The organism is Rhizobium sp. NPDC092011 (assembly GCF_044756305.1).
Lineage (GTDB): Bacteria > Pseudomonadota > Alphaproteobacteria > Rhizobiales > Rhizobiaceae > Rhizobium.
This window is the reverse complement of record NZ_JBIVSO010000003.1, coordinates 345,519-363,753: the sequence shown is the minus strand read 5'-3', so window position 1 is coordinate 363,753 and position 18,235 is coordinate 345,519. Positions and strand designations below refer to the sequence as shown.

Here is an 18,235-nt window from a genome sequence, read left to right as displayed (position 1 = left end):
AGGGAGACATGACGATGAAAGTGCATGGCAGCACCCAGAACTATTTCAGCGCCCCGATCCGCAGCACCCAGCAGGATGCGGATTCAGACGACAGTACGCCCTTCAGCCTGCCTGATGACGGCGAGCAGCAGGACGAATCGCAGGGACCGTCCATCGCATCCAGCAGCGGCATCCCCTCCTCCATTTCGTCGGCTTTCTGGCTCAACCAGATCGGCGCAACGTCGACTTCGGCAGCCGACGGCAGCGGCGCAGACGACGACGGATCGGGCGCCATTGACGGCAGCAGCCAGACGGCTTCGTCCAAGAAATCCAACCAGGACATCCTGGACGAATTCAGCAAGTGGGCGAACATGACGCCCGCGCAGAAAATCCGCGCGCAATATCTGGAAGCGCATGGGCTGACGGAAGAGTCTTTCAGCCAATTGTCGGCCGAAGACCAGAAGGCCATCACCGATCAGATCGCAGCGGAGATCAAGCAGAAGCTCGGCGTCGGAAACAGCGCTGCCGACAGCGAGAAGGAAACGGACGGCGCAGCCTCTGCCCTATCCTTGGTCTGAGTATATTGCCACGCTACATGAAGGCGATGCGATCCTGATTCACATCTCGATCGCATCGCCTTGTTTTATCTGCCGGATTTTCTGTTATTGCCCGACCATGCTGACGACGATCTTGCTGACTTCAGCGAACACAGCCTCCACGTCTTTCGCCGCTGCCGTGGCTTCCGCGACAAAAGTCGTCACCAGAACCGGCCCGCGCTCCGGCGGCCAGATGACAGCGATATCAGCGTAAGAGCCATTGTTGCCCGTGCCGGTCTTGTCGCCGATCTTCCACTCCTTGGGCAGGCCGGCGCGCAGGCGATTGTTTCCAGTCGTATTGCCGACCAGCCAGTTGACCAGTTGATCCCTGGAGGTTTCCGACAGCGTGTTGCCGAGCGTCAGAAGGCCGATCGAATCCAGCATGGCATCGGGTGTGGTGGTGTCGCGGGGATCGCCCTTGGTCGCCTGATTGACGTCCGGCTCATTGCGATCGAGACGGGTCTCGGTGTCGCCTGTCGTGCGCAGCCAGGCGGTCAGCGCCGCCGGGCCGCCGAAGCTTTCCAGCAGCAGGTTGCCAGCGGTATTGTCGCTCAGCGTGATGGCCGCAGCACACAATTCTGCAACCGTCATGCCTTCGGCGCCGGCATGCTTTTCGGTTTCCGGAGAGTAGGTCACCACGACATCCTTCCCGTAGGTGACGCGACGGTCGAGTTTTTCGACACCCTGATCGACCCTTGCCAGCACGAAACCGGCAGCCAGCGCCTTGTAGGTGCTGCAAAGGGGAAAACGCTCTTCCTCGCGATTCCCAAGCGAAATGTTGGTTTCGGTGTCGAGGACGGAGACGCCAAGGCGACCACCGGTCTTCTTTTCCAGATCCGCCAGCTGCTTATCGACATCGTCGGTCAGCTGCGCATTGCCCTGGGAGCCGCCATCGCCGTCCGTGGCCTGTCCGTCAGATGGCATTGCAGTATTGTCCTGAGCAGCCGGCGCAGTCGCCGAGGTGCCGGCGGCGGTCTGGGCCAGAAGCGCGCTCGGGCCGAGCGTCAGAGCGGGAACGAGCAGCGCGGAACCTGCCACAAGGCGGCGACGGGTGAGCAAAATGGGCATTCAAGAGCCTCCAGCAGAATCGGACCGGATTGTGGGCTATGCGAGGAATATGGCAAGCCTCCGACCGGCCCGATTGCTATCGGATTTTATGCCGCCTTGTCGACCGTGACTTCAACGGTGACATGCGACAATTCGTGAATGTCGGCGAGGCGCGCCTTATAGAAGGCCGGGTCGCGCGAAACGGGCGTGACCACGGCCACGATGGCGGCATGATGACCGGGGCCGACTTGCCAGACATGCAGGTCGGTAATGCGGTCCGTGCCTGTCTCGATCGCCCCGCGGATTTCGCCCGGCAGATCCTCTCCCTGCGGGATGAAATCGAGCAAGACGGTACCGGAGGCACGCAACAGGCTCCACGACCATTGCGGGATCACCAGGCCACCCACGATGCCCATGACCGCGGTCAGCGCAATGACGAGCCAGATGCGCCGCTCGTTGCGCTGATGATCGGAGCCCAGAAACACGTGGCTGTGGCTCATATCGGAAGACATACTCATAACATCACTCTCCTGTTGCCCGTCCCGAAGCCTTGATCACCGCAAATAGGTCTTCAGCACATCGGATATTTCATCCACCGCCTGACGGCGGACCGGTTCGCTTTCCGCATGCAGCACATGCTCATGCAGATGATCCTCCAGAATTTCACCGGTCAGCCCCGTGAGCGCGCCGCGAATGGAGGCAAGAAGCTGCAGCACCTCTCCGCATGGACGCTCGGCCTCGAGCGCACGTTCCACGGCCTCCATCTGCCCTTTGAGGCGACGAACACGCGATAGCAACTTGGCTTGCTGGCGAACTGTGTGGGACATCAGGATCTCCGTTATAATATAGAGGGGTATATTATAATGATATGACAACGGAAGCCGGTCTTCGAGAAAAGTCGCGGCGGGCGATACGATTGAAATCAGCGGCTGCATGGATGGGCATTGCGCCCAGCCCTTGCAAATATGGGCGATCGGCGGCATATATAGCTCTAGAAACTAGAGGTATCGGAGACGAGAGATGCTGACGATCGGCGATCTATCCAAGCGTACCGGCGTGAAAGTGCCGACAATCCGCTATTACGAGCAGATGGGCCTGATCTCGGAGCCCGATCGCAGCGAGGGCAATCAGCGGCGCTATTCTCGGGCCGATCTGGAACGACTGGCTTTCATCCGCCACGGCCGTGATCTCGGCCTGACGATCGACGCCATCAGGGAATTGATCTCGCTCAGCCAGCACCCTGACCGTCCCTGCGTGGGTGCCGACCGCATCGCACGCGAGCATCTGGACGATGTGCGTATCAAGATCGCCCAGCTGAAGCGGCTGGAGCACGAGCTGGAGCGCATCGTATCGCATTGCGACGGCCATAGCATCGAGGATTGCTATGTGATCCGGGCGCTGTCCGATCACGGGCTATGCGAAGCAGAGCATTGAGGCCCATTGACAAACGCGCTGAAGCGGATCATCTATGCGCCCATGATCAAGCACGTGCTCCATACCTGCTCGTATTTTTGGCTGTACCTGTAAGGGGCGGCCAAGACAGATCATTTTGTCAACAAGCCGCCGTCAGGCGGCTTTGTTGTATCGGCAGCGTCCTGACGGCTCATTTAGAAACAAGGACGCAAATGCCATGCTAGACGATAGCGACATCTCACTTCTTCGGCCGCCTGTTCTGACCATTCGCAACGCACAGCCGCGCGACCTGCCCCAGCTCAACGACATGATCCGGCTTCTGGCCGCCCATCACGGCGATCCCTCCGGCACGACGCCCGAGCAGCTTGAACGCGACCTTTTCGGCCCGCTGCCGTGGATCACAGCGCTCGTTGCCGAAGGCGAGGATGGATTGATCGGCTACGCCATCCTCGTGCCGCTGTACAAGGCACAGGAAGGGCAGCGGGGCATGGACCTGCATCATCTCTTCGTCCGCGACGGCCATAGAGGCCACGGCATCGGACAGCATCTTGTCGACCGCGCCCGCGACATCGCCCGCAAGGCCGGTTGCAGCTACCTTTCGGTCGGCGCCGCAACGGGCAATTTCCAGGCGCACCGCTTCTACGAACACATGGATTTCAAGCCACGGCCGGTCACCGGCATGCGCTACCTGCAGGCTCTTGCCTGATGCCGGCCTTTAACGGGATCGCCATCGGATACTGACCTCCAGAGCGTTTCTGGCTTTACGCATTCCGGACGGAAAAGCGCTACGCGCTCCTCCTGGAAATGCTTCAATGATCGATGGCGATCCCGCGGCCTGCAAAGAATTTAGCGAACATCTCCAGCGTCATCTCCGCATTCTCGCGCGTCGCATCGACGTGACCGGAGGGATTGTGGAAGCGGATCATATTTCCGTTGATGGCCGTCACCAGCACCAGATGGCCGCCCTTTGTCGGCGGCTCGGTCTCCGGCCATCGAACGGAATGATGCACTGACGCGATGAAAAATTCCGATTGCGTGAGGATATCGGTAATATCGGCTACGGAAATCCCGGTGACGACCCTTGCGCTCAGCCCGAAGCGATCGCGGACGAAGGGGATAAAGGGCGCGTAGATCAGGCCCTTGATCCTGCCATCCGGCTCCTCGACATAGCCGCCATATTCCCTGCACCCCATGGCCAGATCCATGATCGGAACGGCTTTGCCGGTCCGGGCGGCAAGCACCATTTTCAGGCAGGCCATACCGCAGAGATTGGCGGCCCAATGGGCATATTCCTCGATATCGCGCGCGCCGGAAGACGCCCAGAGCGGATCCTTCAACAAGGCCGGCCGTGCGCCCTCGGCAACGACCGCGAGGGTCATGTCAGGCGTTTCCCATTGGCTGAAATAGGGAACCTTTCGCCCCACGCATGCATCCACGATCACCCACTCCCCTTGCCGAATCCCGTCGCTATAAGCTTGATGGAAAATGCGCTAGAAAAAAGGCTGTCGGCCTCGATCCGCAACTGGAGGTGCATCTTGGAACAGCGGTTCACATTCGATGGCGTCGCCAACCTCTATAACAGCGCCCGACCGCTCTATCCCGATCAACTGTTCATGGACGTCATCGATTTCGCCCGACTGGAGGCCGTGGATGCGGTTCTTGAGATCGGCTGCGGCACCGGGCAGGCGACGGAAGGCTTCGCCCGCCGCGGGCTTTGCGTTGTCGGACTTGATCCAGGCGCGGAACTGATCGCAATCGCACGCGAAAGACTGGCGGAATTTCCGCAGGTGCGATTTCAGCAAACCACGTTCGAAGCATGGCCCGGCGAACAGGGAGGCTACAAGCTGATAGCGGCAGCGCAATCCTTGCATTGGGTCGCGCCGGAACTGCGCTTGACAAAAACAGCTGCGCTGCTCGCGCCTGCGGGTGTGTTCGCCGTCTTCGGCAACGTGCCCATGCCGCTAGAGCCCCCTCTTTCAGGAGTATTCGGCGATATTTATGCCCGTCATGCTCCGCATCTCGCAGGCCCACCCGTGGAGGCCTGGTATCTGCCCGATGGCCCGTTTGCCGCAGAGCTAAAGCAGTCCGACCAGTTCGAGACACCGATCCTTCACTGCTACCGCTGGAGCCGGCCGCACACGACAGACAGTTACATCGATCTGCTGCGTACCCTTTCAAGCTACAGGCTTCTGCCTGAAGATCGAAGGGAGGTTTTGCTTTCCGAGCTTGCCGATACCATCACCGCCCAAGGCGGCGAATTCGAACTGCATTACGAAACGCATCTCCATCTCGCCCGGCGCTCAAACGTCAGGTAGAGCGCGATGTCGTCCGAAAACCGCAAACACTTTTCGGCATCACGCTCCGAGCATACAGCAATCTATTTCTTGGGCAGCGCCTTCAGATAGGCGGCAATCGCCTCGCGGTCGGTCGCCGGCAGGTGGGCGATGTTCTGCTGGACTTCGGCCATCGAACCGCCGGCGGAATCATAATCCGGAGTGAAGCCGGTTTCGAGGTAGTTGGCGATATCACCCGTACTCCAGCCGCCGATTGCCTTCGAACCCGGTGTGATATCCGGGATCTGGCCCTTGCCTTCCGGGTTGGGTGCTCCCGCCAACCACTGGCCACTCACGAAGCCGCCGAGACCGTCGCGCGGCGTATGGCATTCGCCGCAATGCCCCGGGCCCTCCACCAGATATTGTCCGCGCTTGACCTTCTCATTCGCATTGGCAAGGACGACGCGCGGCTGATCGTTGAGATAGAGGAACTTCCAGCCGCCCACCGCAAGCCTGATGTTGAACGGAAACGGCAGTTCATGCGGCGGAGCGACGTTACCGCTCTTCGGAAGCGTCTTCAGGAAGCCCCAGAGATCGTTGATATCCTTGTCGCTCATGCGGGTATAGGAGCCATAGGGGAAGGACGGATAGAGATGCTCTCCTTGTTTGCCCACACCTTGTTTCATGGCATTGCCGAAATCGGCGAGCGTCCATGTGCCGAGGCCAGCCTTTTCATCCGGCGAGATGTTCGGCACGTGGAATGTGCCGAAGGGACTCGTGAGCGCGAGGCCGCCCGAAAGCACAAGCTTGGCGTCGCCCTGAGCGCCTGATACCGCATGGCAGCTTGTACAGCCGCCGGCCCAGAAGACCATCTCGCCATTCTTGAGATCGGGATCGCCGAGATTGGCCCAATGGCTTGCCGGCAAGGGCGAAGGCGCTGTCACCACATAGAACGCGCCGCCGCCAAGGACGACCACGCCGAGCAGGCAAAGCAACCACCGGATAAACCGCGCCATCACATTTACCCCCTTCCGGCTCCAAAACCGACATGCTCCGCGCCGGTCGCAGACCGGACGCGGAGCCAAAACAAATCGTCAGATGAGGCTGACCTACCGCTCAGAGCATTTTCTTGCGCATTCCGGACGGAAAACCGCTGCGCACTTTTCCTGGAAATGCCCTAGTCCTTCTTGACGCGGTAGGCCTGATGACAGGCGCCGCAAGCACCACCGAGGGTCTTCAGCGTCGCGCCGACGCCAGCCTTGTCTGCGGGTAACTGGGCGAGCGCCGTCTCGGCATCGGTGGAAAGCTTGGCCGCCTTCGACTTGAAGTCGTCGAGATTGTCCCAGATCTTCGGATTGACTTCGGCGTCGCCCTTGTCGCTCTGCGGATTGAACTGATCCGGGAATGCCTTGGCCGTTTCTGCGATCGTCGTCAGCGACGCCTTGACGATATCGGCATCATAGGGCTTGTCGCCCTTGGCAATCGCGCCGAGGGCCCCCGTGGCGCCGCCGATCTTCTTCATCATCCCGATGCGGGAGTCATGCGTGCCATCGGCTGCAACGACCGAACCCAGGGCGATGCTGGCCAAAGCCGCTGCCGCCACAATCGCTTTCCACTTCATTTCGTTCTCCTACCTCTTTCCCAATGATCGAGACCGCATATGCGGCCCGGCGCATGATTACAGCGACATGTTTGCCGGTTTCCCCTCCGGCAATGAAGTCACAAAGTGGTGAGAGCTGAGTGAAATCAGTGTCATGCTATCGACACACTTATCTTTCCCCCGGACTTCACGTCATTTTCAAACCTTCCCAGACAGTGAAGACCGAAACCGCAACGAGCAGCAATCCGGCGGCGCGGCCGGCAAAGGCGGTCGCCCTGGGATTGGCAATCAGCAGATCCCGGCTTCGCCCGGCAGTTACGGCGAGGCCTCCATAGACGGCAAATTGCGTCGCGACGGTCATGGCTCCCATGATAACGGCCTGTATCCACATCGGCCCGTAGTCCGGTTTCAGGAACTGCGGGTAGACGGCAAAGATGAAGAGATAGGCCTTGGGATTGATCAGGCAAGTGACCGCGCCCTGTCGGAAAGCCTTCCAGGCGGAGCGGCTGCCGGCAGGCCCCTCGCCGCCAACGGTGATGGAACTGCGCATCAGCGTATAGCCGATGAAGGCCATGTAGGCGCCGCCGGCAATCAGCAGCGGCTTGAAGAGAATGGGCACGAAATGCATCAGCAAGCCGATGCCGATGGCGCCGTTCAGCGCGTGAACCGCGCCGCCCAGCATGATGCCGCCGGTTGCGGCAAGGCCGCGATTGCTGCCGCCGGTCAGGGAATTTGCAAGCACGAACAGCATGTCCATGCCCGGCACGATGATGATGCCTAAGAGAAGGATGAAGAAGAGCCAGAGATTTTCTGCGTAACCCATGTCAGTTGCCTATCGCCCTCTCTGTCAAAGCAGAAGAGGAAATGATTGATTTTCAAGTCGATAGACGATCTTATAAATCGATCCAACTGACGGGGTGTTGTCAGTAGCCTTCATCTTCGGGGCAAGAAATGCGCAAGGCATCTCGCCTGTTCGAGATCATCCAGATTCTGCGGCTGGCCAAAAGGCCGGTGACGGGAGCCGATATTGCCACGCAGCTCGAGGTGACGGTGCGCTCGGTCTATCGTGACATCGCGGCCCTTCAGGCGATGCGCGTGCCCATCGAAGGCGAGCGCGGCATCGGCTACATCCTGCGACCTGGGTTCGACCTGCCACCACTGATGTTTTCGATAGAGGAAATGGAGGCGATCGTCCTTTCGCTGGCGCTGCTGGAGCGCACCGGCGATGCCGAACTGAAGCTGGCGGCCAAGCGCGTGACCGCGAAGATCGCCGGCGCCGTGCCGCCGCCATTGCGCCAGACCCTCGATGCCAATGCGCTGCACGCCTGGGGTTTCGCGGCGCCCTCTGCATCCGCAACCGACCTGGCGCTCGTCCGCCGTGCCATTCGCGACGAGGAAAAACTCGAGCTCGCCTATCGCGATGAGCTCGGTCGGGCAACGGAGCGCATCATCCGTCCGATCGCGCTGATCTACTATGCCGAGGCGGCAAACATCGTCGCCTGGTGCGAGCTACGCCAAGCCATCCGCAATTTCCGCAGCGACAGGATCGACGATTGCCAGCCGACGGGACTCTGGTTCAAGGGTGAAGGCGACGGCTTACGTCAGATCTGGGTGAACGGTTGGCAAACGAACACTTCCGCCGCAAACGCTTGAGATGTTCTTGAACCCCGATCGTCAGACCGGATTCTGCAAAGCCGAACAACCTCTTCTCGCATGCCTCATAGGCCACAGAAGGGACGCGATCGACATGCGGATGGCTGCGAAGCAAGGCTCAGCGCAACATCAAGGTTCTATCGATTTCGCGCCCGTAGCCGGTAATTTCGAGACGATTCTCATAAACCGAGAGGATTGCATAGGCACTGGTATCTTCGGTATCGACCATGCCTTTGAAATTGACGAAGTAAGTGCCGTCAGACATGCCGAAGTTGCCGGCGTGATTGTGGCCGTTGAAATAAGCGACGACATGGTCGTGTTCAGCCAGAAGCGAAAGCACCCGCCCGCTATTCAACGCATTGTGGCCATTGTCCGGGAAGACCGGATAATGGTTCATGACGATGACCTTCTCTCCTGCCCTCTTCGCTTCCTGCAGCTTCTCGCCAAGCCAGCCGAATTGCGTGTCGCCGATGGCGCCGTTCCAGCGTTGGCCGTTGAGCGCGCCGGCACTCTCCAGCGCCGCCATCAGCTCCTTTGCCTCCTGCCTCCTGGGATCACCTTCCGGCGGAGCGAAGACGCTGATCTCATTGCCGTCGAGCGCAATGAAGCGGTAGCCGGAATGGCTGAAATCGTAGTACGCGGACGGCATGCCGACCCGTGCGGGTACATTGCCGAGTTGCTCGGGTGCTATCGCGAAGTCATGGTTGCCAAGCAGAAAGTGCTTGCGATGACGTAACGTCTCGTAGACGGGCAGGATCGCGTCAAAACTCTTCCATTCGCGATCGATTATGTCACCAAGTGTGACGACGAAGGCGAGATCATGCCGGTTGAACTCTTCTATCGCCGCGCCAAGCTTGGCAAGACTGTTCGCGGGATAGCGATCGAGAGTCAGATTGGGCTCGAGATCGGCATATTGCGGATCGGCGACGACACCAAAGCGGAAGAGCGGTGCTGACGGCATTGAGCCTCCTTGAGCGGCCTCCCCGGGACGCCAAGCGACCCACGGATACATCAATATAGGCTGACGATAAGAAAACACCCGACGCCATCAAGACGCCGGGTGCGAAAGCCAGCCTATACGGCAAACCTTACTTCGTTGCGGCTTCGTAGCGCTCCAGGACGTAGTCCCAGTTGATCAGGCTGTCGATGAAGGCTTCGAGATACTTCGGACGCAGGTTGCGGTAGTCGATGTAGTAGGAGTGTTCCCAGACGTCGACGCCGAGGATCGGGTCTGCACCATGAACCAGCGGGTTTTCGCCGTTCGGGGTCTTGGAGATTTCGAGCTTGCCGTTCTTGACGGAAACCCATGCCCAGCCCGAGCCGAACTGCGTGGCGCCGGCAGCGGCGAAATCGGCCTTGAACTTGTCATAGCCGCCGAGATCGGAATTGAAGGCAGCTTCGAGCTTGCCCGGCAGCTTGTTGCCGCCGCCGCCCTTCTTCATCCACTTCCAGAAATGGATGTGGTTGTAGTGCTGGGCAGCATTGTTGAAGAGGCCTGCATTGGTGCCGAAAGACTTCTTCACGACTTCTTCGAGCGACAGATCTGAAAGACCTGCTTCGGCAGCGAGCTTGTTGCCGTTGTCGACATAGGCCTTGTGGTGCTTGTCGTGGTGATACTCGAGCGTCTCACGCGACATGAACGGCGAAAGAGCGTCGTAATCGTAGGGAAGTGCAGGCAATTCGAAAGCCATGGTCATATCTCCTCTTGGCAGAAAATTGCGGTCGGCAGGTGACCGGAACATAGGAGCGGTCGCCAGGAAGAGCAACCGCCGACATGCCAAAAAAGTTGCAGACGAGAGCAAAAATTGCCCTATTTTCAATTAGGTATAGCCTCGACTTAGAAATTTACCTTACTGAATGCGACGGCATTGGCCCACATCCCGAGACAGTTGGATAGACCATCGACACAGAGGGTCGCCGACGCTAGTTTCGCCGGAACTTGCAATGCCGGGGAATGTCCGTGACGATAGCCTGCCTACACACAGAGCCGAGAGCAACATTGCCGTCTACGAAGCTGCGGCGAAGGCACTCGGGCTGCCTGCCGGCATATTGCGCCATCATGTCCGCGCCGATCTCTTGCTTGCCGCCGAAAAGGTGGGGCATTTGACGGAGGAGATTTCAGCGGAAACGGCAGCGCTTCTGCTGCATCTGGCCGAAGACGCCGATGCCGTCGTGCTCAATTGCTCGACGCTTGGCCCGGCAGTGTCGCAAGTCGCCGCCGGCGCAATGGCGCCCATCATTCGAGCGGACGCCACACTTGCGGACGAAGCCGTCAAGACCGGTGGCAAGGTCGTCATCCTGTGCACGGTCGAAACGACCATAGCTCCGACAACAACGCTTTTCAAAGCGGCGGCGGAGGCAACGAGTGCCGAAATCGAGGTTCGCCTGGTGCCGGGCGCATGGGCGCATTTCCGGGCGGGTGATCTGCCGGCCTACCTGACCGCCATCGCCGATGCCGTGAAAGCGGTCCATGACGAAGGCCCCGTCACGATCGCCTTCGCGCAGGCGTCCATGACCGATGCGGGGCGTCTTCTTCCGGCAAGCTACCCGCAGCCGATGAGCGGCCCGACGACGGCGCTTTCGGCAGCAATGGCAGGGATTGCGGACCAGCTATTATAGGTTGCGGCCGAAATAGACATTCACCTCGGCGATACGATCGCCGGCAAAGCGGATCAGCTCGACATTGCGGAAGCTGCCGCCGTCCATTTTTTCGGCGCGATAGCCGACGATCACCTCATCGCCATCGGCAACGAGATGCTCGATGTGGATGTCGCGGAAGACTTTGTCTTTCGGCCAGCAATGTTCGAAATACCGTTTCCGGTCGATATGATCGTCGCGCGGGCTCGAAAAAGTAAAGTCCGGCGTCAGCATTCGATCGACGAGATCAGGTTGCTGCGCGATATAGGCGACAAAGAGGCGCCGAACCGTGTCGCAACGGGCACTTTCAAGAGAGTTCATGAACTGCCCCCTCTGTTGCTAAGAGACATTTTCCGGCTAATCAGCTCAAACTGATTGTATAATGCAATCAGTTTTTAACATAGGATGAGCGAACCGACAAGGCGGTTTGCGGACTTGGCATCTCCGCCCGCATGGTCCAAACTCCGTAACACCCCCAATCAGCAGGAAGCCATCGCGGTGTCCGAGGCTCATCATCACATGTTGGAAAAGCTGCGCCATCTGGCGGCAAAGGATAACCGTCCGACGGCCCCGCCGACCGGCATCGGCAGCTACTCGACGCTTTTCACCTTCGTCACGCGCGAACGTGAGCGCATTGCGGGCTCGGCCTTTTCGCAGGTTTCAATCGTCGCCATCCTCGAAGGCTCCAAGGAAATCGTCAGCATGGGGCGGCAGCGGCACTTTTCGGCCGGCACGGTGCTCGTGTTGCCGGCCGGCTGGAGTGGCGATGTCGTGAACGACCCCGACCCGCAGACCGGCGCTTACCGCGCGATCTTCATTACCTTTCCCAAGGAGTTGGTGCGTCGAGCCGCAAAAACCTATCCGCCGGCCCAGATCGCGGCACAAACCGAACTGCCGCTCGATCCGCTGCTGGCCGCGGCCATCGACCACGCTGGCGAAGGCATTGCTGGCGGCAACGTGCCAATCCCTCTGATCGAGCACAGGCTCTTCGAAATACTGTTGGTGCTCGGCATGCGCGGCGCCCTGCCCGGTTCGCCCGAGACAACAGCCGAGGCGGTGCGTGCGCTGGTGCGCTGGCAGCCGGATCGCGCCTGGACGGCAGATCTCATCGCCACCGAACTCGGCACCAGCAATGCGACCTTGCGGCGACGGTTGTCGCGCGAAGGCGCTTCGCTGCGTGATGTGCTGGCGAGCGAGCGCGTGGCGCTGGCAACGACGCTGCTTGCCGAAGACGGGCTGTCGCTGCGCGAGGCCGCCCTTGCCACAGGCTATCGCTCGCCCCGCCGCTTCGCTGATCGACTTCGCAGCGCATGAGCGTTTCCGGCTCGATTTTGAGCGTTTGAGTGCGCAGCCGTTCGATGCGAATTTGTTAGACCCTGCCCTCGAAGGCTCACACGAGCCGCAACACGAAAGGGCAACATCATGAAAACCATGCTCAACGTTCTGAATGCCACCGTTATCGCCGCAGCCGTCGCTACCCCGGCGCTATCGGCCGATCTCAAAGTGACCTTCGCCAAGAGCGACGGCCGGATGCTGCTGCCTGAAAACGCCTCCTGCATTTCAACGGGAACGGACAAATCCGCGCCTGGACCGAACAAGAGCCTGGCGGTTTCGTGGTCGAAGGGGCCAAAGGGAACACGCTCTTACGCGCTGACCATGGTCGACCCCGACGTTCCCGCGGATTTCTCGCTTTTCAACAAGGCCGACAAGACAATCCCGAAGGATTTCAAGCGGATGGAGTTCGTTCATTGGGTGCTGGCCGATATCCCGGCGTCGCGCACCAGCCTTGCCGAAGGCACCGATGGAAACGGCCCCTCCTCCGGTGGCCTGCCGCTCGAGCGCACGGCCTATGGGCGGCGCGGACAGAACGGAGCCGGCGGCGGCAATTTGAAGAACGGACCGCATGGCGGCTATATGGGCGCCTGCCCGCCCTGGAATGACGAGCGCGTTCACAGCTACCACGTCACCGTCTATGCGCTCGACGTCGACCGGCTGAAGCTTCCCGACCTCTTCACCCGCGCCGATCTCATCGCCGCCGCGAAGGGGCACATTCTGGCCTCGGGCAGCCAGGAATTATTTTACACATTGAATGCAAAGGCCGAGAAATGACCGAGACGAGATGGGATGCAGCCGCACCGGCCGAGCCGGAAACCGCACATTGGATGCGGAACCTGATCATCTGCCTCGTCGGCTCGTTCACCACGATCGTGGCGATGACGCTGCTGCTCCCCTTCCTGCCGCTCTATGTGGAAGAACTCGGCGTCAGCGATAAGGCCGCGATCGTGCAATGGTCCGGCATCGCCTATGGCGCCACCTTCTTTGCCGCCGCCTTCGTCGCGCCGCTATGGGGGCGGCTCGGCGACATCTACGGCCGCAAGCTGATGCTGGTGCGCGCCAGCCTCGGCATGACAATCGCCATTTCGCTGATGGGCATGGCCGGCAATATCTGGCAGCTGGTGGCGCTGCGCCTGTTCACCGGCCTTGCCGGCGGTTACGCCTCCGGATCGATGGTGCTGGTCGCCGCGCAAACACCGAAGCATCGCTCCGCCTGGGCGCTGGGCACGCTTTCAGCCGGGATCATGGCCGGCAATCTCGTGGGACCGCTGATCGGCGGCGCGCTGCCGCCTGTCATCGGCATCCGTGGCACATTCCTGCTGGCCGGCGGCGTGATCTTCTTCACCTTCCTGGCGACGACCTTCCTGATCAAGGAGGAGAAATCCACGGCGCGGAAGAAGGCGGCGAAGGCAAGCGGCAGCTGGGCCTCCATTCCGGACAAGCGTCCAGTCATCGCCATGCTGTCGCTCGGCCTGTTGCTGATGCTGGCCAACATGTCGATCGAGCCGATCATCACGGTCTATGTCGCACAGTTCGTCAGCGATGCTCAGGTGACGATGGTCTCGGGCGTCGTCATGGCCGCCGCCGCACTCGGCAGCATCCTGTCGGCCTCCTGGCTCGGCAAGCTGGCCGACCGCATCGGCCACTGGAGCGTCATCATGGCCGCGCTTGGCGTCGCCGCACTCCTGCTCATCCCGCAGGCCTTCGTGACCTCGGCCTGGCAGTTGATTGCCTTGCGTTTCCTGATGGGCGTTGCGTTAGGTGGGCTTCTGCCCTGCATCACGGCCGTCATCCGGCATAATGTTCCGGATACGGCCACCGGCAGCATCCTCGGCCTTTCCATCTCGTCGCAATATGTCGGCCAGGTGGCAGGCCCGGTCATCGGCGGTTTCGTCGGTGGTCATATCGGCATGCCGGCCGTGTTCCTCGGCACTTGCGTGCTTTTGGCCATCGGAGCCGTGTATTGCTGGTGGGTGAGCCCGAAGAAGGAAACGGAGTAGCCTCGTCAGCGAAAATCGCTAGCCGTCAGAATATACAGGCGCCGTCGCGTGTAGCCGTAGGCTTTCGCGGCGGCCTTCTGAATTACATCACGTCCGGCATCAAAGGCGGCAAGATAACCCGCTTCGGTGCTGGCTCCCGGAAAGACATCCGCATCGACGAGAAACGGAACCTCGAACATGCCGTCATGACCGGTAAAACGGATTCGGTTTGCCGAAGCGTCGTAGCTACGGCTGCGGTTGGGAAAGCTCAGGCCCATCGTCGAGTACTCCATAACAAACCAGATCCGGCGCCCCGAAGGGAGCAGACGGCTTCGATTGCTTTCGATGTCACCAGGTCAATCCGAACAGCATCGAATAGATGACGAAGCCGATCGCTGCGACGACGCAGAGCTGCAGGAACAGCCCGTGATAGTCGAAAAGATAGACGGAAGCAGGAAGAGAGATCTTCATGGCGGCCTCCTTAGTGGTTGTGCCGACCACACTCACAATAGCATAAAAGCTGTCTTCGCGCCGCTTATTTTGGATTGAGTTCGCGCCTAAATTATCGCCATGGATTTTCTCTTGCATCTCGCAAACCACGTCGACAACCTTGGGAAACAACAGTGCTACCGACTTTTGAAACCAACCGGCTGATCCTGAGCCCGCGCACTATGAAGGATATAGAGGATTGCCTCGCCATGGATCGCGACCCAGAGGTGACGAAATTCATTCCGGGGCCGTGGAACGATCCGGAAGCGCACCGACTATTTCTGACGGACCGCATAACAGCTGATTTCGGAGCGGGCCTCGGCTATTGGTCAATCTTCGCCAAGGAAAATCGTCAGCAATTTCTTGGCTGGGTTTTACTGATTCCAGCGGATGCAGTCGGGCCGGAAATAGAGATCGGCTGGCGACTGAATAGAGCCGCCTGGGGCAAGGGGTTTGCGACGGAGGCCGCAAGATCGGTTCTTACCCACGCCTTTGCTACGCTCCGCCTCGAATATGTGATTGCCGACATCGCTCCCGGCAATGTCGCTTCGATACGAGTTGCCCAAAAACTTGGCCTCTCGGCAAGGCATGAGACGAAATATCTCGATCAGCCGTTTGCATCCTATCAGATCGACAGGGCGGCCTTCGAAGCGAACGCATCAGCAGACTGATCCGGCAGACGGCTTAGCTCCACCGGATCAGCGCTTCAAAACGTTGAAGAGCACTCACTCTTCGCTGGCGCTGCGGCCGTGTGCCCAATCCATATAAAGCTCCAGCGCCTTGCGGGCGACCGGTCCTTCCTGGAATTCGCGATCGTCCAGGCGCTTGACCCCGACGACCTTGGAATAATTGCCTGTCGTGAAAACCTCGTCAGCGGCCTTGAACTGCTCGACGGTGAGCGTTTCCTCGCGCACGTCGAAGCCTTCCTGGCGCAACAGGCCGATGACGCGGGCGCGGGTGATGCCGGCAAGGAAGGTGCGGTTGGCGATCGGCGTGTAGACGATGCCGTCCTTGACCATGAAGACGTTGGATGCGGCGGTTTCAGCGACGTTGCCGTTCATGTCGCAGACAAGCGCATTGTCGAAGCCGCGCTTCTTCGCTTCAAGGATCATGCGGCCGCTGTTCGGATAGAGCGAGCCGGCCTTGGCGTCGGTCATCGCCGTTTCCGGCGACGGGCGGCGGAAGGGCGAAACGGTGAGCGTCACGCCGCCATTGCCGCCAAGCGGCGCTTCGAACAGGCAGAGTGCAAAACGCGTCGATTCCGCATCGACCGCGACGACGCTGCCGGCCGAGCCATGCTCGCCCCAATACATCGGCTTGATGTAGATCGGCGTCTTGCCGTCGAATTTCTTGATGCCTTCCCAGGCAAGCGCTTCGATCTCTTCAGCCGTCTTGACCGGCTTCAAACCCATGGCGACGGCGGAGCGGTTGACCCGCTGGCAATGCAGATCGAGATCGGGTGCGATACCATCGAACCAGCGCGCGCCGTCGAAAACCGTCGAGGCGAGCCACATGGCATGCGAGGTCGGCCCGATGAGCGGCGGATTGCCGGAGAGCCACTCTCCTTCGACATAGGTCCAGGTGGTGGAGCGGGGCGACGTATCGACGGACATGGGTGTTTCCTCTCTAAATTGGCGAAGAGCAAATAACCGCGCAATCTCAGGGTCAAGCAGAAACTGCGCGGCAAAATCCATTTGCAACAAAGCGCCCGATACCGCATTCATAGCGCAATTTTCATGCGCCGAAACAACAACTTGACGAATGGGTCCATCAGGAAAAATGATGGACCGTACGGACGGCAGGCAAATAGGGAGAACTCCGATGAAAGCGATGTACTACGAGTCTTTCGAGGCGACGCCCGAGATACGCAACCTGCCCGACCCGACGCCCGGTGAGGACGGCGTGGTCATAGCCGTTGGCGCGAGCGGGCTCTGCCGCAGCGACTGGCATGGCTGGATGGGACATGACCCGGATATCAAGCTGCCGCATGTGCCGGGCCACGAGCTTGCCGGCAAGGTGGTGGCGACCGGTCGCGGCGTCATGCGGTTCAAGGTCGGCGATCGCGTCACAGTTCCCTTCGTTTCCGGCTGCGGACATTGCGCCGAGTGCCATTCCGGCAACCAGCAGGTCTGCCCGAGCCAGTTCCAGCCAGGCTTCACCCATTGGGGTTCCTTCGCCGAATATGTCGCCATCGACTATGCCGACACCAATCTCGTTCACTTGCCCGAGACGGTCGACGATGCGACGGCCGCTAGTCTTGGCTGCCGCTTCGCCACCTCGTTCCGCGCCGTTGCCGATCAGGCCAAGACGCGGCCGGGCGAATGGATCGCCGTGCATGGCTGCGGCGGCGTCGGCCTTTCGGCAATCATGATCGCCAGCGCCCTTGGCGCCAATGCCATCGCCATCGACATTTCCGACGAGAAGCTCGCCTTCGCCCGCGAATGCGGGGCCGTGGCGACGATCAATGCGGCTGCGGTCGCCGATGTGGCGGAAGCGGTGCGCGAGATCACCAAGGGCGGCGCCCATGTCTCGATCGATGCGCTCGGCCATCCCACAACCTGCTTCAACTCGATCAAGAACCTGCGCCGCCGCGGCCGGCATGTGCAGGTCGGCCTCATGCTCGGCGACTATGCGACGCCGCAAATTCCGATGGCCCAGGTGATCGGCCATGAGCTCGAAATCTATGGCAGCCACGGCATGCAGGCGTGGCGCTATGATGCCATGCTCGACATGCTCGCGGCCGGCAAGATCGCACCGCAAAAGCTTATCGGCCGCAGGATAAGCCTGGAAGAGGCCGTTCCGGCGCTCATGTCGATGGACAAGGCCGAAGGCACGGGCATTAGCGTCATCACGCAATTTTGAACCCAGCCAACCAGGAAAATAAAACCTCCGAATTTGCCCAGATCGTTCGGCTCAACCGGGCGATGTGGGCGTTTTTTCGAAAAACTGTCATGCAATCCGGATAGACTGATTTATCCGATGCCCTTGCGCAAATGTCATTTCATGTCCAGATTGCCGCCCATGCCCGAAAGCGAGCCTTATAGTTCCTGCTCTACAGCACCGGCCCGAAAATCGGACACGATTTTCGGAAAGCCTGATGCGTAGATTCAAGGAGATGGAGCGCCTTTTGTGCTTCCGAAAGGAAGCACGGCGCTCCAGGAAAGCCGGCCCGACAAATAGCGATCCGGATAGCGACGGCTGTACCAGCCGCGCGATGGCAATGGCGCGCGGCAT

Annotated in this window: 23 protein-coding genes and 1 pseudogene; 11 read left to right on the top strand and 13 right to left on the bottom strand. The window is 60.1% G+C overall.

Features of this window, described 5'->3' with window-relative positions; all coding sequences use genetic code 11:
- Nucleotides 1–14 precede the first annotated feature (14 nt).
- Nucleotides 15–557, top strand: coding sequence for a hypothetical protein (locus ACIQJ2_RS17010; protein ID WP_400746553.1), 543 nt, complete (start codon nt 15–17; stop codon nt 555–557).
- An 84-nt stretch (nt 558–641) separates the two neighbouring features.
- Here the strand turns inward: ACIQJ2_RS17010 and bla are convergent, their stop codons facing one another.
- The 3 genes and pseudogenes from bla to dmeR form a co-directional block, all read right to left on the bottom strand.
- Entirely contained in the window at nt 642–1,643 is a 1,002-nt protein-coding gene (gene bla / locus ACIQJ2_RS17005) for a class A beta-lactamase (RefSeq protein ID WP_400667309.1), read from the bottom strand.
- Nucleotides 1,644–1,729: 86 nt separating this feature from the next.
- Nucleotides 1,730–2,050, bottom strand: a pseudogene (locus ACIQJ2_RS17000) (cation transporter); the annotation flags it as partial.
- A 126-nt stretch (nt 2,051–2,176) separates the two neighbouring features.
- Complete coding sequence (gene dmeR, locus ACIQJ2_RS16995; RefSeq protein ID WP_199146002.1) at nt 2,177–2,449, bottom strand: Ni(II)/Co(II)-sensing transcriptional repressor DmeR; 273 nt, start codon at nt 2,447–2,449, stop codon at nt 2,177–2,179.
- 193 nt (nt 2,450–2,642) lie between these two features.
- Here dmeR and ACIQJ2_RS16990 point away from each other — a divergent pair, with 193 nt between their 5' ends.
- Entirely contained in the window at nt 2,643–3,056 is a 414-nt protein-coding gene (locus ACIQJ2_RS16990) for a helix-turn-helix domain-containing protein (protein WP_400667311.1), read from the top strand.
- Nucleotides 3,057–3,171: 115 nt separating this feature from the next.
- Nucleotides 3,172–3,741: a GNAT family N-acetyltransferase gene (locus ACIQJ2_RS16985; RefSeq protein WP_400667313.1), complete on the top strand. Its 570-nt coding sequence runs from the start codon at nt 3,172–3,174 to the stop codon at nt 3,739–3,741.
- Between the two features lie 103 nt (nt 3,742–3,844).
- Here ACIQJ2_RS16985 and ACIQJ2_RS16980 read toward each other — a convergent pair whose 3' ends face one another.
- Complete coding sequence (locus ACIQJ2_RS16980) at nt 3,845–4,495, bottom strand: C39 family peptidase (RefSeq protein ID WP_400667744.1); 651 nt, start codon at nt 4,493–4,495, stop codon at nt 3,845–3,847.
- Between the two features lie 75 nt (nt 4,496–4,570).
- On the opposite strand from ACIQJ2_RS16980, the gene ACIQJ2_RS16975 reads away from it, so the two are divergent.
- Nucleotides 4,571–5,350, top strand: coding sequence for a class I SAM-dependent methyltransferase (locus ACIQJ2_RS16975; protein ID WP_400667315.1), 780 nt, complete (start codon nt 4,571–4,573; stop codon nt 5,348–5,350).
- Between the two features lie 62 nt (nt 5,351–5,412).
- On the opposite strand, the gene ACIQJ2_RS16970 is transcribed toward ACIQJ2_RS16975, so the two are convergent.
- From ACIQJ2_RS16970 to ACIQJ2_RS16960, 3 genes are all read right to left on the bottom strand, one after another.
- Nucleotides 5,413–6,327, bottom strand: coding sequence for a c-type cytochrome (locus ACIQJ2_RS16970; protein ID WP_400667317.1), 915 nt, complete (start codon nt 6,325–6,327; stop codon nt 5,413–5,415).
- Nucleotides 6,328–6,485: 158 nt separating this feature from the next.
- Complete coding sequence (locus tag ACIQJ2_RS16965; protein WP_199145991.1) at nt 6,486–6,929, bottom strand: cytochrome c; 444 nt, start codon at nt 6,927–6,929, stop codon at nt 6,486–6,488.
- A gap of 166 nt (nt 6,930–7,095) precedes the next feature.
- Nucleotides 7,096–7,731, bottom strand: coding sequence for a LysE family translocator (locus ACIQJ2_RS16960; protein WP_400667319.1), 636 nt, complete (start codon nt 7,729–7,731; stop codon nt 7,096–7,098).
- A 128-nt stretch (nt 7,732–7,859) separates the two neighbouring features.
- Between ACIQJ2_RS16960 and ACIQJ2_RS16955 the strand changes: the two genes are divergently transcribed.
- Entirely contained in the window at nt 7,860–8,561 is a 702-nt protein-coding gene (locus ACIQJ2_RS16955) for a helix-turn-helix transcriptional regulator (protein WP_400667321.1), read from the top strand.
- A 118-nt stretch (nt 8,562–8,679) separates the two neighbouring features.
- Here the strand turns inward: ACIQJ2_RS16955 and ACIQJ2_RS16950 are convergent, their stop codons facing one another.
- Both ACIQJ2_RS16950 and ACIQJ2_RS16945 read right to left on the bottom strand, forming a co-directional pair.
- Nucleotides 8,680–9,522 (bottom strand): metallophosphoesterase, encoded by an 843-nt coding sequence (locus ACIQJ2_RS16950; protein WP_400667323.1) that lies wholly within the window; start codon nt 9,520–9,522, stop codon nt 8,680–8,682.
- 127 nt (nt 9,523–9,649) lie between these two features.
- A complete protein-coding gene (locus tag ACIQJ2_RS16945) occupies nt 9,650–10,252 on the bottom strand; it encodes a superoxide dismutase (RefSeq protein WP_184701229.1) in 603 nt (200 codons plus the stop codon).
- A gap of 253 nt (nt 10,253–10,505) precedes the next feature.
- Here ACIQJ2_RS16945 and ACIQJ2_RS16940 point away from each other — a divergent pair, with 253 nt between their 5' ends.
- Nucleotides 10,506–11,180: an aspartate/glutamate racemase family protein gene (locus tag ACIQJ2_RS16940; protein WP_400667325.1), complete on the top strand. Its 675-nt coding sequence runs from the start codon at nt 10,506–10,508 to the stop codon at nt 11,178–11,180.
- Here the strand turns inward: ACIQJ2_RS16940 and ACIQJ2_RS16935 are convergent.
- Nucleotides 11,175–11,519 carry a nuclear transport factor 2 family protein gene (locus tag ACIQJ2_RS16935; RefSeq protein WP_400667326.1) on the bottom strand — a complete coding sequence of 115 codons (345 nt, stop codon included), beginning with the start codon at nt 11,517–11,519 and terminating at the stop codon, nt 11,175–11,177. The two genes, ACIQJ2_RS16940 and ACIQJ2_RS16935, sit on opposite strands and share 6 nt — an antisense overlap.
- A 177-nt stretch (nt 11,520–11,696) precedes the next feature.
- Between ACIQJ2_RS16935 and ACIQJ2_RS16930 the strand changes: the two genes are divergently transcribed.
- The 3 genes from ACIQJ2_RS16930 to ACIQJ2_RS16920 all read left to right on the top strand — a co-directional run bounded on the left by ACIQJ2_RS16930 (nt 11,697) and on the right by ACIQJ2_RS16920 (nt 14,533).
- Nucleotides 11,697–12,512, top strand: coding sequence for a helix-turn-helix domain-containing protein (locus ACIQJ2_RS16930; protein WP_400667328.1), 816 nt, complete (start codon nt 11,697–11,699; stop codon nt 12,510–12,512).
- A gap of 108 nt (nt 12,513–12,620) precedes the next feature.
- Entirely contained in the window at nt 12,621–13,307 is a 687-nt protein-coding gene (locus ACIQJ2_RS16925) for a YbhB/YbcL family Raf kinase inhibitor-like protein (RefSeq protein ID WP_400667330.1), read from the top strand.
- Complete coding sequence (locus ACIQJ2_RS16920; protein ID WP_199145974.1) at nt 13,304–14,533, top strand: MFS transporter; 1,230 nt, start codon at nt 13,304–13,306, stop codon at nt 14,531–14,533. The genes ACIQJ2_RS16925 and ACIQJ2_RS16920 overlap by 4 nt, the downstream gene beginning before the upstream one ends.
- A gap of 5 nt (nt 14,534–14,538) precedes the next feature.
- Here ACIQJ2_RS16920 and ACIQJ2_RS16915 read toward each other — a convergent pair whose 3' ends face one another.
- Both ACIQJ2_RS16915 and ACIQJ2_RS16910 read right to left on the bottom strand, forming a co-directional pair.
- Nucleotides 14,539–14,790, bottom strand: coding sequence for a DUF1488 domain-containing protein (locus ACIQJ2_RS16915; RefSeq protein WP_199145972.1), 252 nt, complete (start codon nt 14,788–14,790; stop codon nt 14,539–14,541).
- A gap of 70 nt (nt 14,791–14,860) precedes the next feature.
- Complete coding sequence (locus tag ACIQJ2_RS16910; RefSeq protein WP_281436238.1) at nt 14,861–14,983, bottom strand: hypothetical protein; 123 nt, start codon at nt 14,981–14,983, stop codon at nt 14,861–14,863.
- 152 nt (nt 14,984–15,135) lie between these two features.
- Between ACIQJ2_RS16910 and ACIQJ2_RS16905 the strand changes: the two genes are divergently transcribed.
- Nucleotides 15,136–15,672, top strand: a complete 537-nt coding sequence (locus ACIQJ2_RS16905; RefSeq protein ID WP_400667333.1) for a GNAT family N-acetyltransferase — start codon at nt 15,136–15,138, stop codon at nt 15,670–15,672.
- 54 nt (nt 15,673–15,726) lie between these two features.
- Here the strand turns inward: ACIQJ2_RS16905 and ACIQJ2_RS16900 are convergent, their stop codons facing one another.
- Nucleotides 15,727–16,614: a branched-chain amino acid aminotransferase gene (locus ACIQJ2_RS16900; protein WP_400667335.1), complete on the bottom strand. Its 888-nt coding sequence runs from the start codon at nt 16,612–16,614 to the stop codon at nt 15,727–15,729.
- A gap of 208 nt (nt 16,615–16,822) precedes the next feature.
- On the opposite strand from ACIQJ2_RS16900, the gene ACIQJ2_RS16895 reads away from it, so the two are divergent.
- Nucleotides 16,823–17,863 carry a zinc-dependent alcohol dehydrogenase family protein gene (locus tag ACIQJ2_RS16895; protein ID WP_400667337.1) on the top strand — a complete coding sequence of 347 codons (1,041 nt, stop codon included), beginning with the start codon at nt 16,823–16,825 and terminating at the stop codon, nt 17,861–17,863.
- Nucleotides 17,864–18,235 lie beyond the last annotated feature (372 nt).

Coding starts and splice junctions, on each gene's coding strand:
- ACIQJ2_RS17010 (WP_400746553.1), top strand. CDS start 15: ATGAAAGTGCATGGCAGCACCCAGAACTATTTCAGCGCCCCGATCCGC.
- bla (WP_400667309.1), bottom strand. CDS start 1,643: ATGCCCATTTTGCTCACCCGTCGCCGCCTTGTGGCAGGTTCCGCGCTG.
- dmeR (WP_199146002.1), bottom strand. CDS start 2,449: ATGTCCCACACAGTTCGCCAGCAAGCCAAGTTGCTATCGCGTGTTCGT.
- ACIQJ2_RS16990 (WP_400667311.1), top strand. CDS start 2,643: ATGCTGACGATCGGCGATCTATCCAAGCGTACCGGCGTGAAAGTGCCG.
- ACIQJ2_RS16965 (WP_199145991.1), bottom strand. CDS start 6,929: ATGAAGTGGAAAGCGATTGTGGCGGCAGCGGCTTTGGCCAGCATCGCC.
- ACIQJ2_RS16960 (WP_400667319.1), bottom strand. CDS start 7,731: ATGGGTTACGCAGAAAATCTCTGGCTCTTCTTCATCCTTCTCTTAGGC.
- ACIQJ2_RS16955 (WP_400667321.1), top strand. CDS start 7,860: ATGCGCAAGGCATCTCGCCTGTTCGAGATCATCCAGATTCTGCGGCTG.
- ACIQJ2_RS16950 (WP_400667323.1), bottom strand. CDS start 9,522: ATGCCGTCAGCACCGCTCTTCCGCTTTGGTGTCGTCGCCGATCCGCAA.
- ACIQJ2_RS16945 (WP_184701229.1), bottom strand. CDS start 10,252: ATGGCTTTCGAATTGCCTGCACTTCCCTACGATTACGACGCTCTTTCG.
- ACIQJ2_RS16940 (WP_400667325.1), top strand. CDS start 10,506: ATGCCGGGGAATGTCCGTGACGATAGCCTGCCTACACACAGAGCCGAG.
- ACIQJ2_RS16935 (WP_400667326.1), bottom strand. CDS start 11,519: ATGAACTCTCTTGAAAGTGCCCGTTGCGACACGGTTCGGCGCCTCTTT.
- ACIQJ2_RS16925 (WP_400667330.1), top strand. CDS start 12,621: ATGAAAACCATGCTCAACGTTCTGAATGCCACCGTTATCGCCGCAGCC.
- ACIQJ2_RS16920 (WP_199145974.1), top strand. CDS start 13,304: ATGACCGAGACGAGATGGGATGCAGCCGCACCGGCCGAGCCGGAAACC.
- ACIQJ2_RS16915 (WP_199145972.1), bottom strand. CDS start 14,790: ATGGGCCTGAGCTTTCCCAACCGCAGCCGTAGCTACGACGCTTCGGCA.
- ACIQJ2_RS16910 (WP_281436238.1), bottom strand. CDS start 14,983: ATGAAGATCTCTCTTCCTGCTTCCGTCTATCTTTTCGACTATCACGGG.
- ACIQJ2_RS16900 (WP_400667335.1), bottom strand. CDS start 16,614: ATGTCCGTCGATACGTCGCCCCGCTCCACCACCTGGACCTATGTCGAA.
- ACIQJ2_RS16895 (WP_400667337.1), top strand. CDS start 16,823: ATGAAAGCGATGTACTACGAGTCTTTCGAGGCGACGCCCGAGATACGC.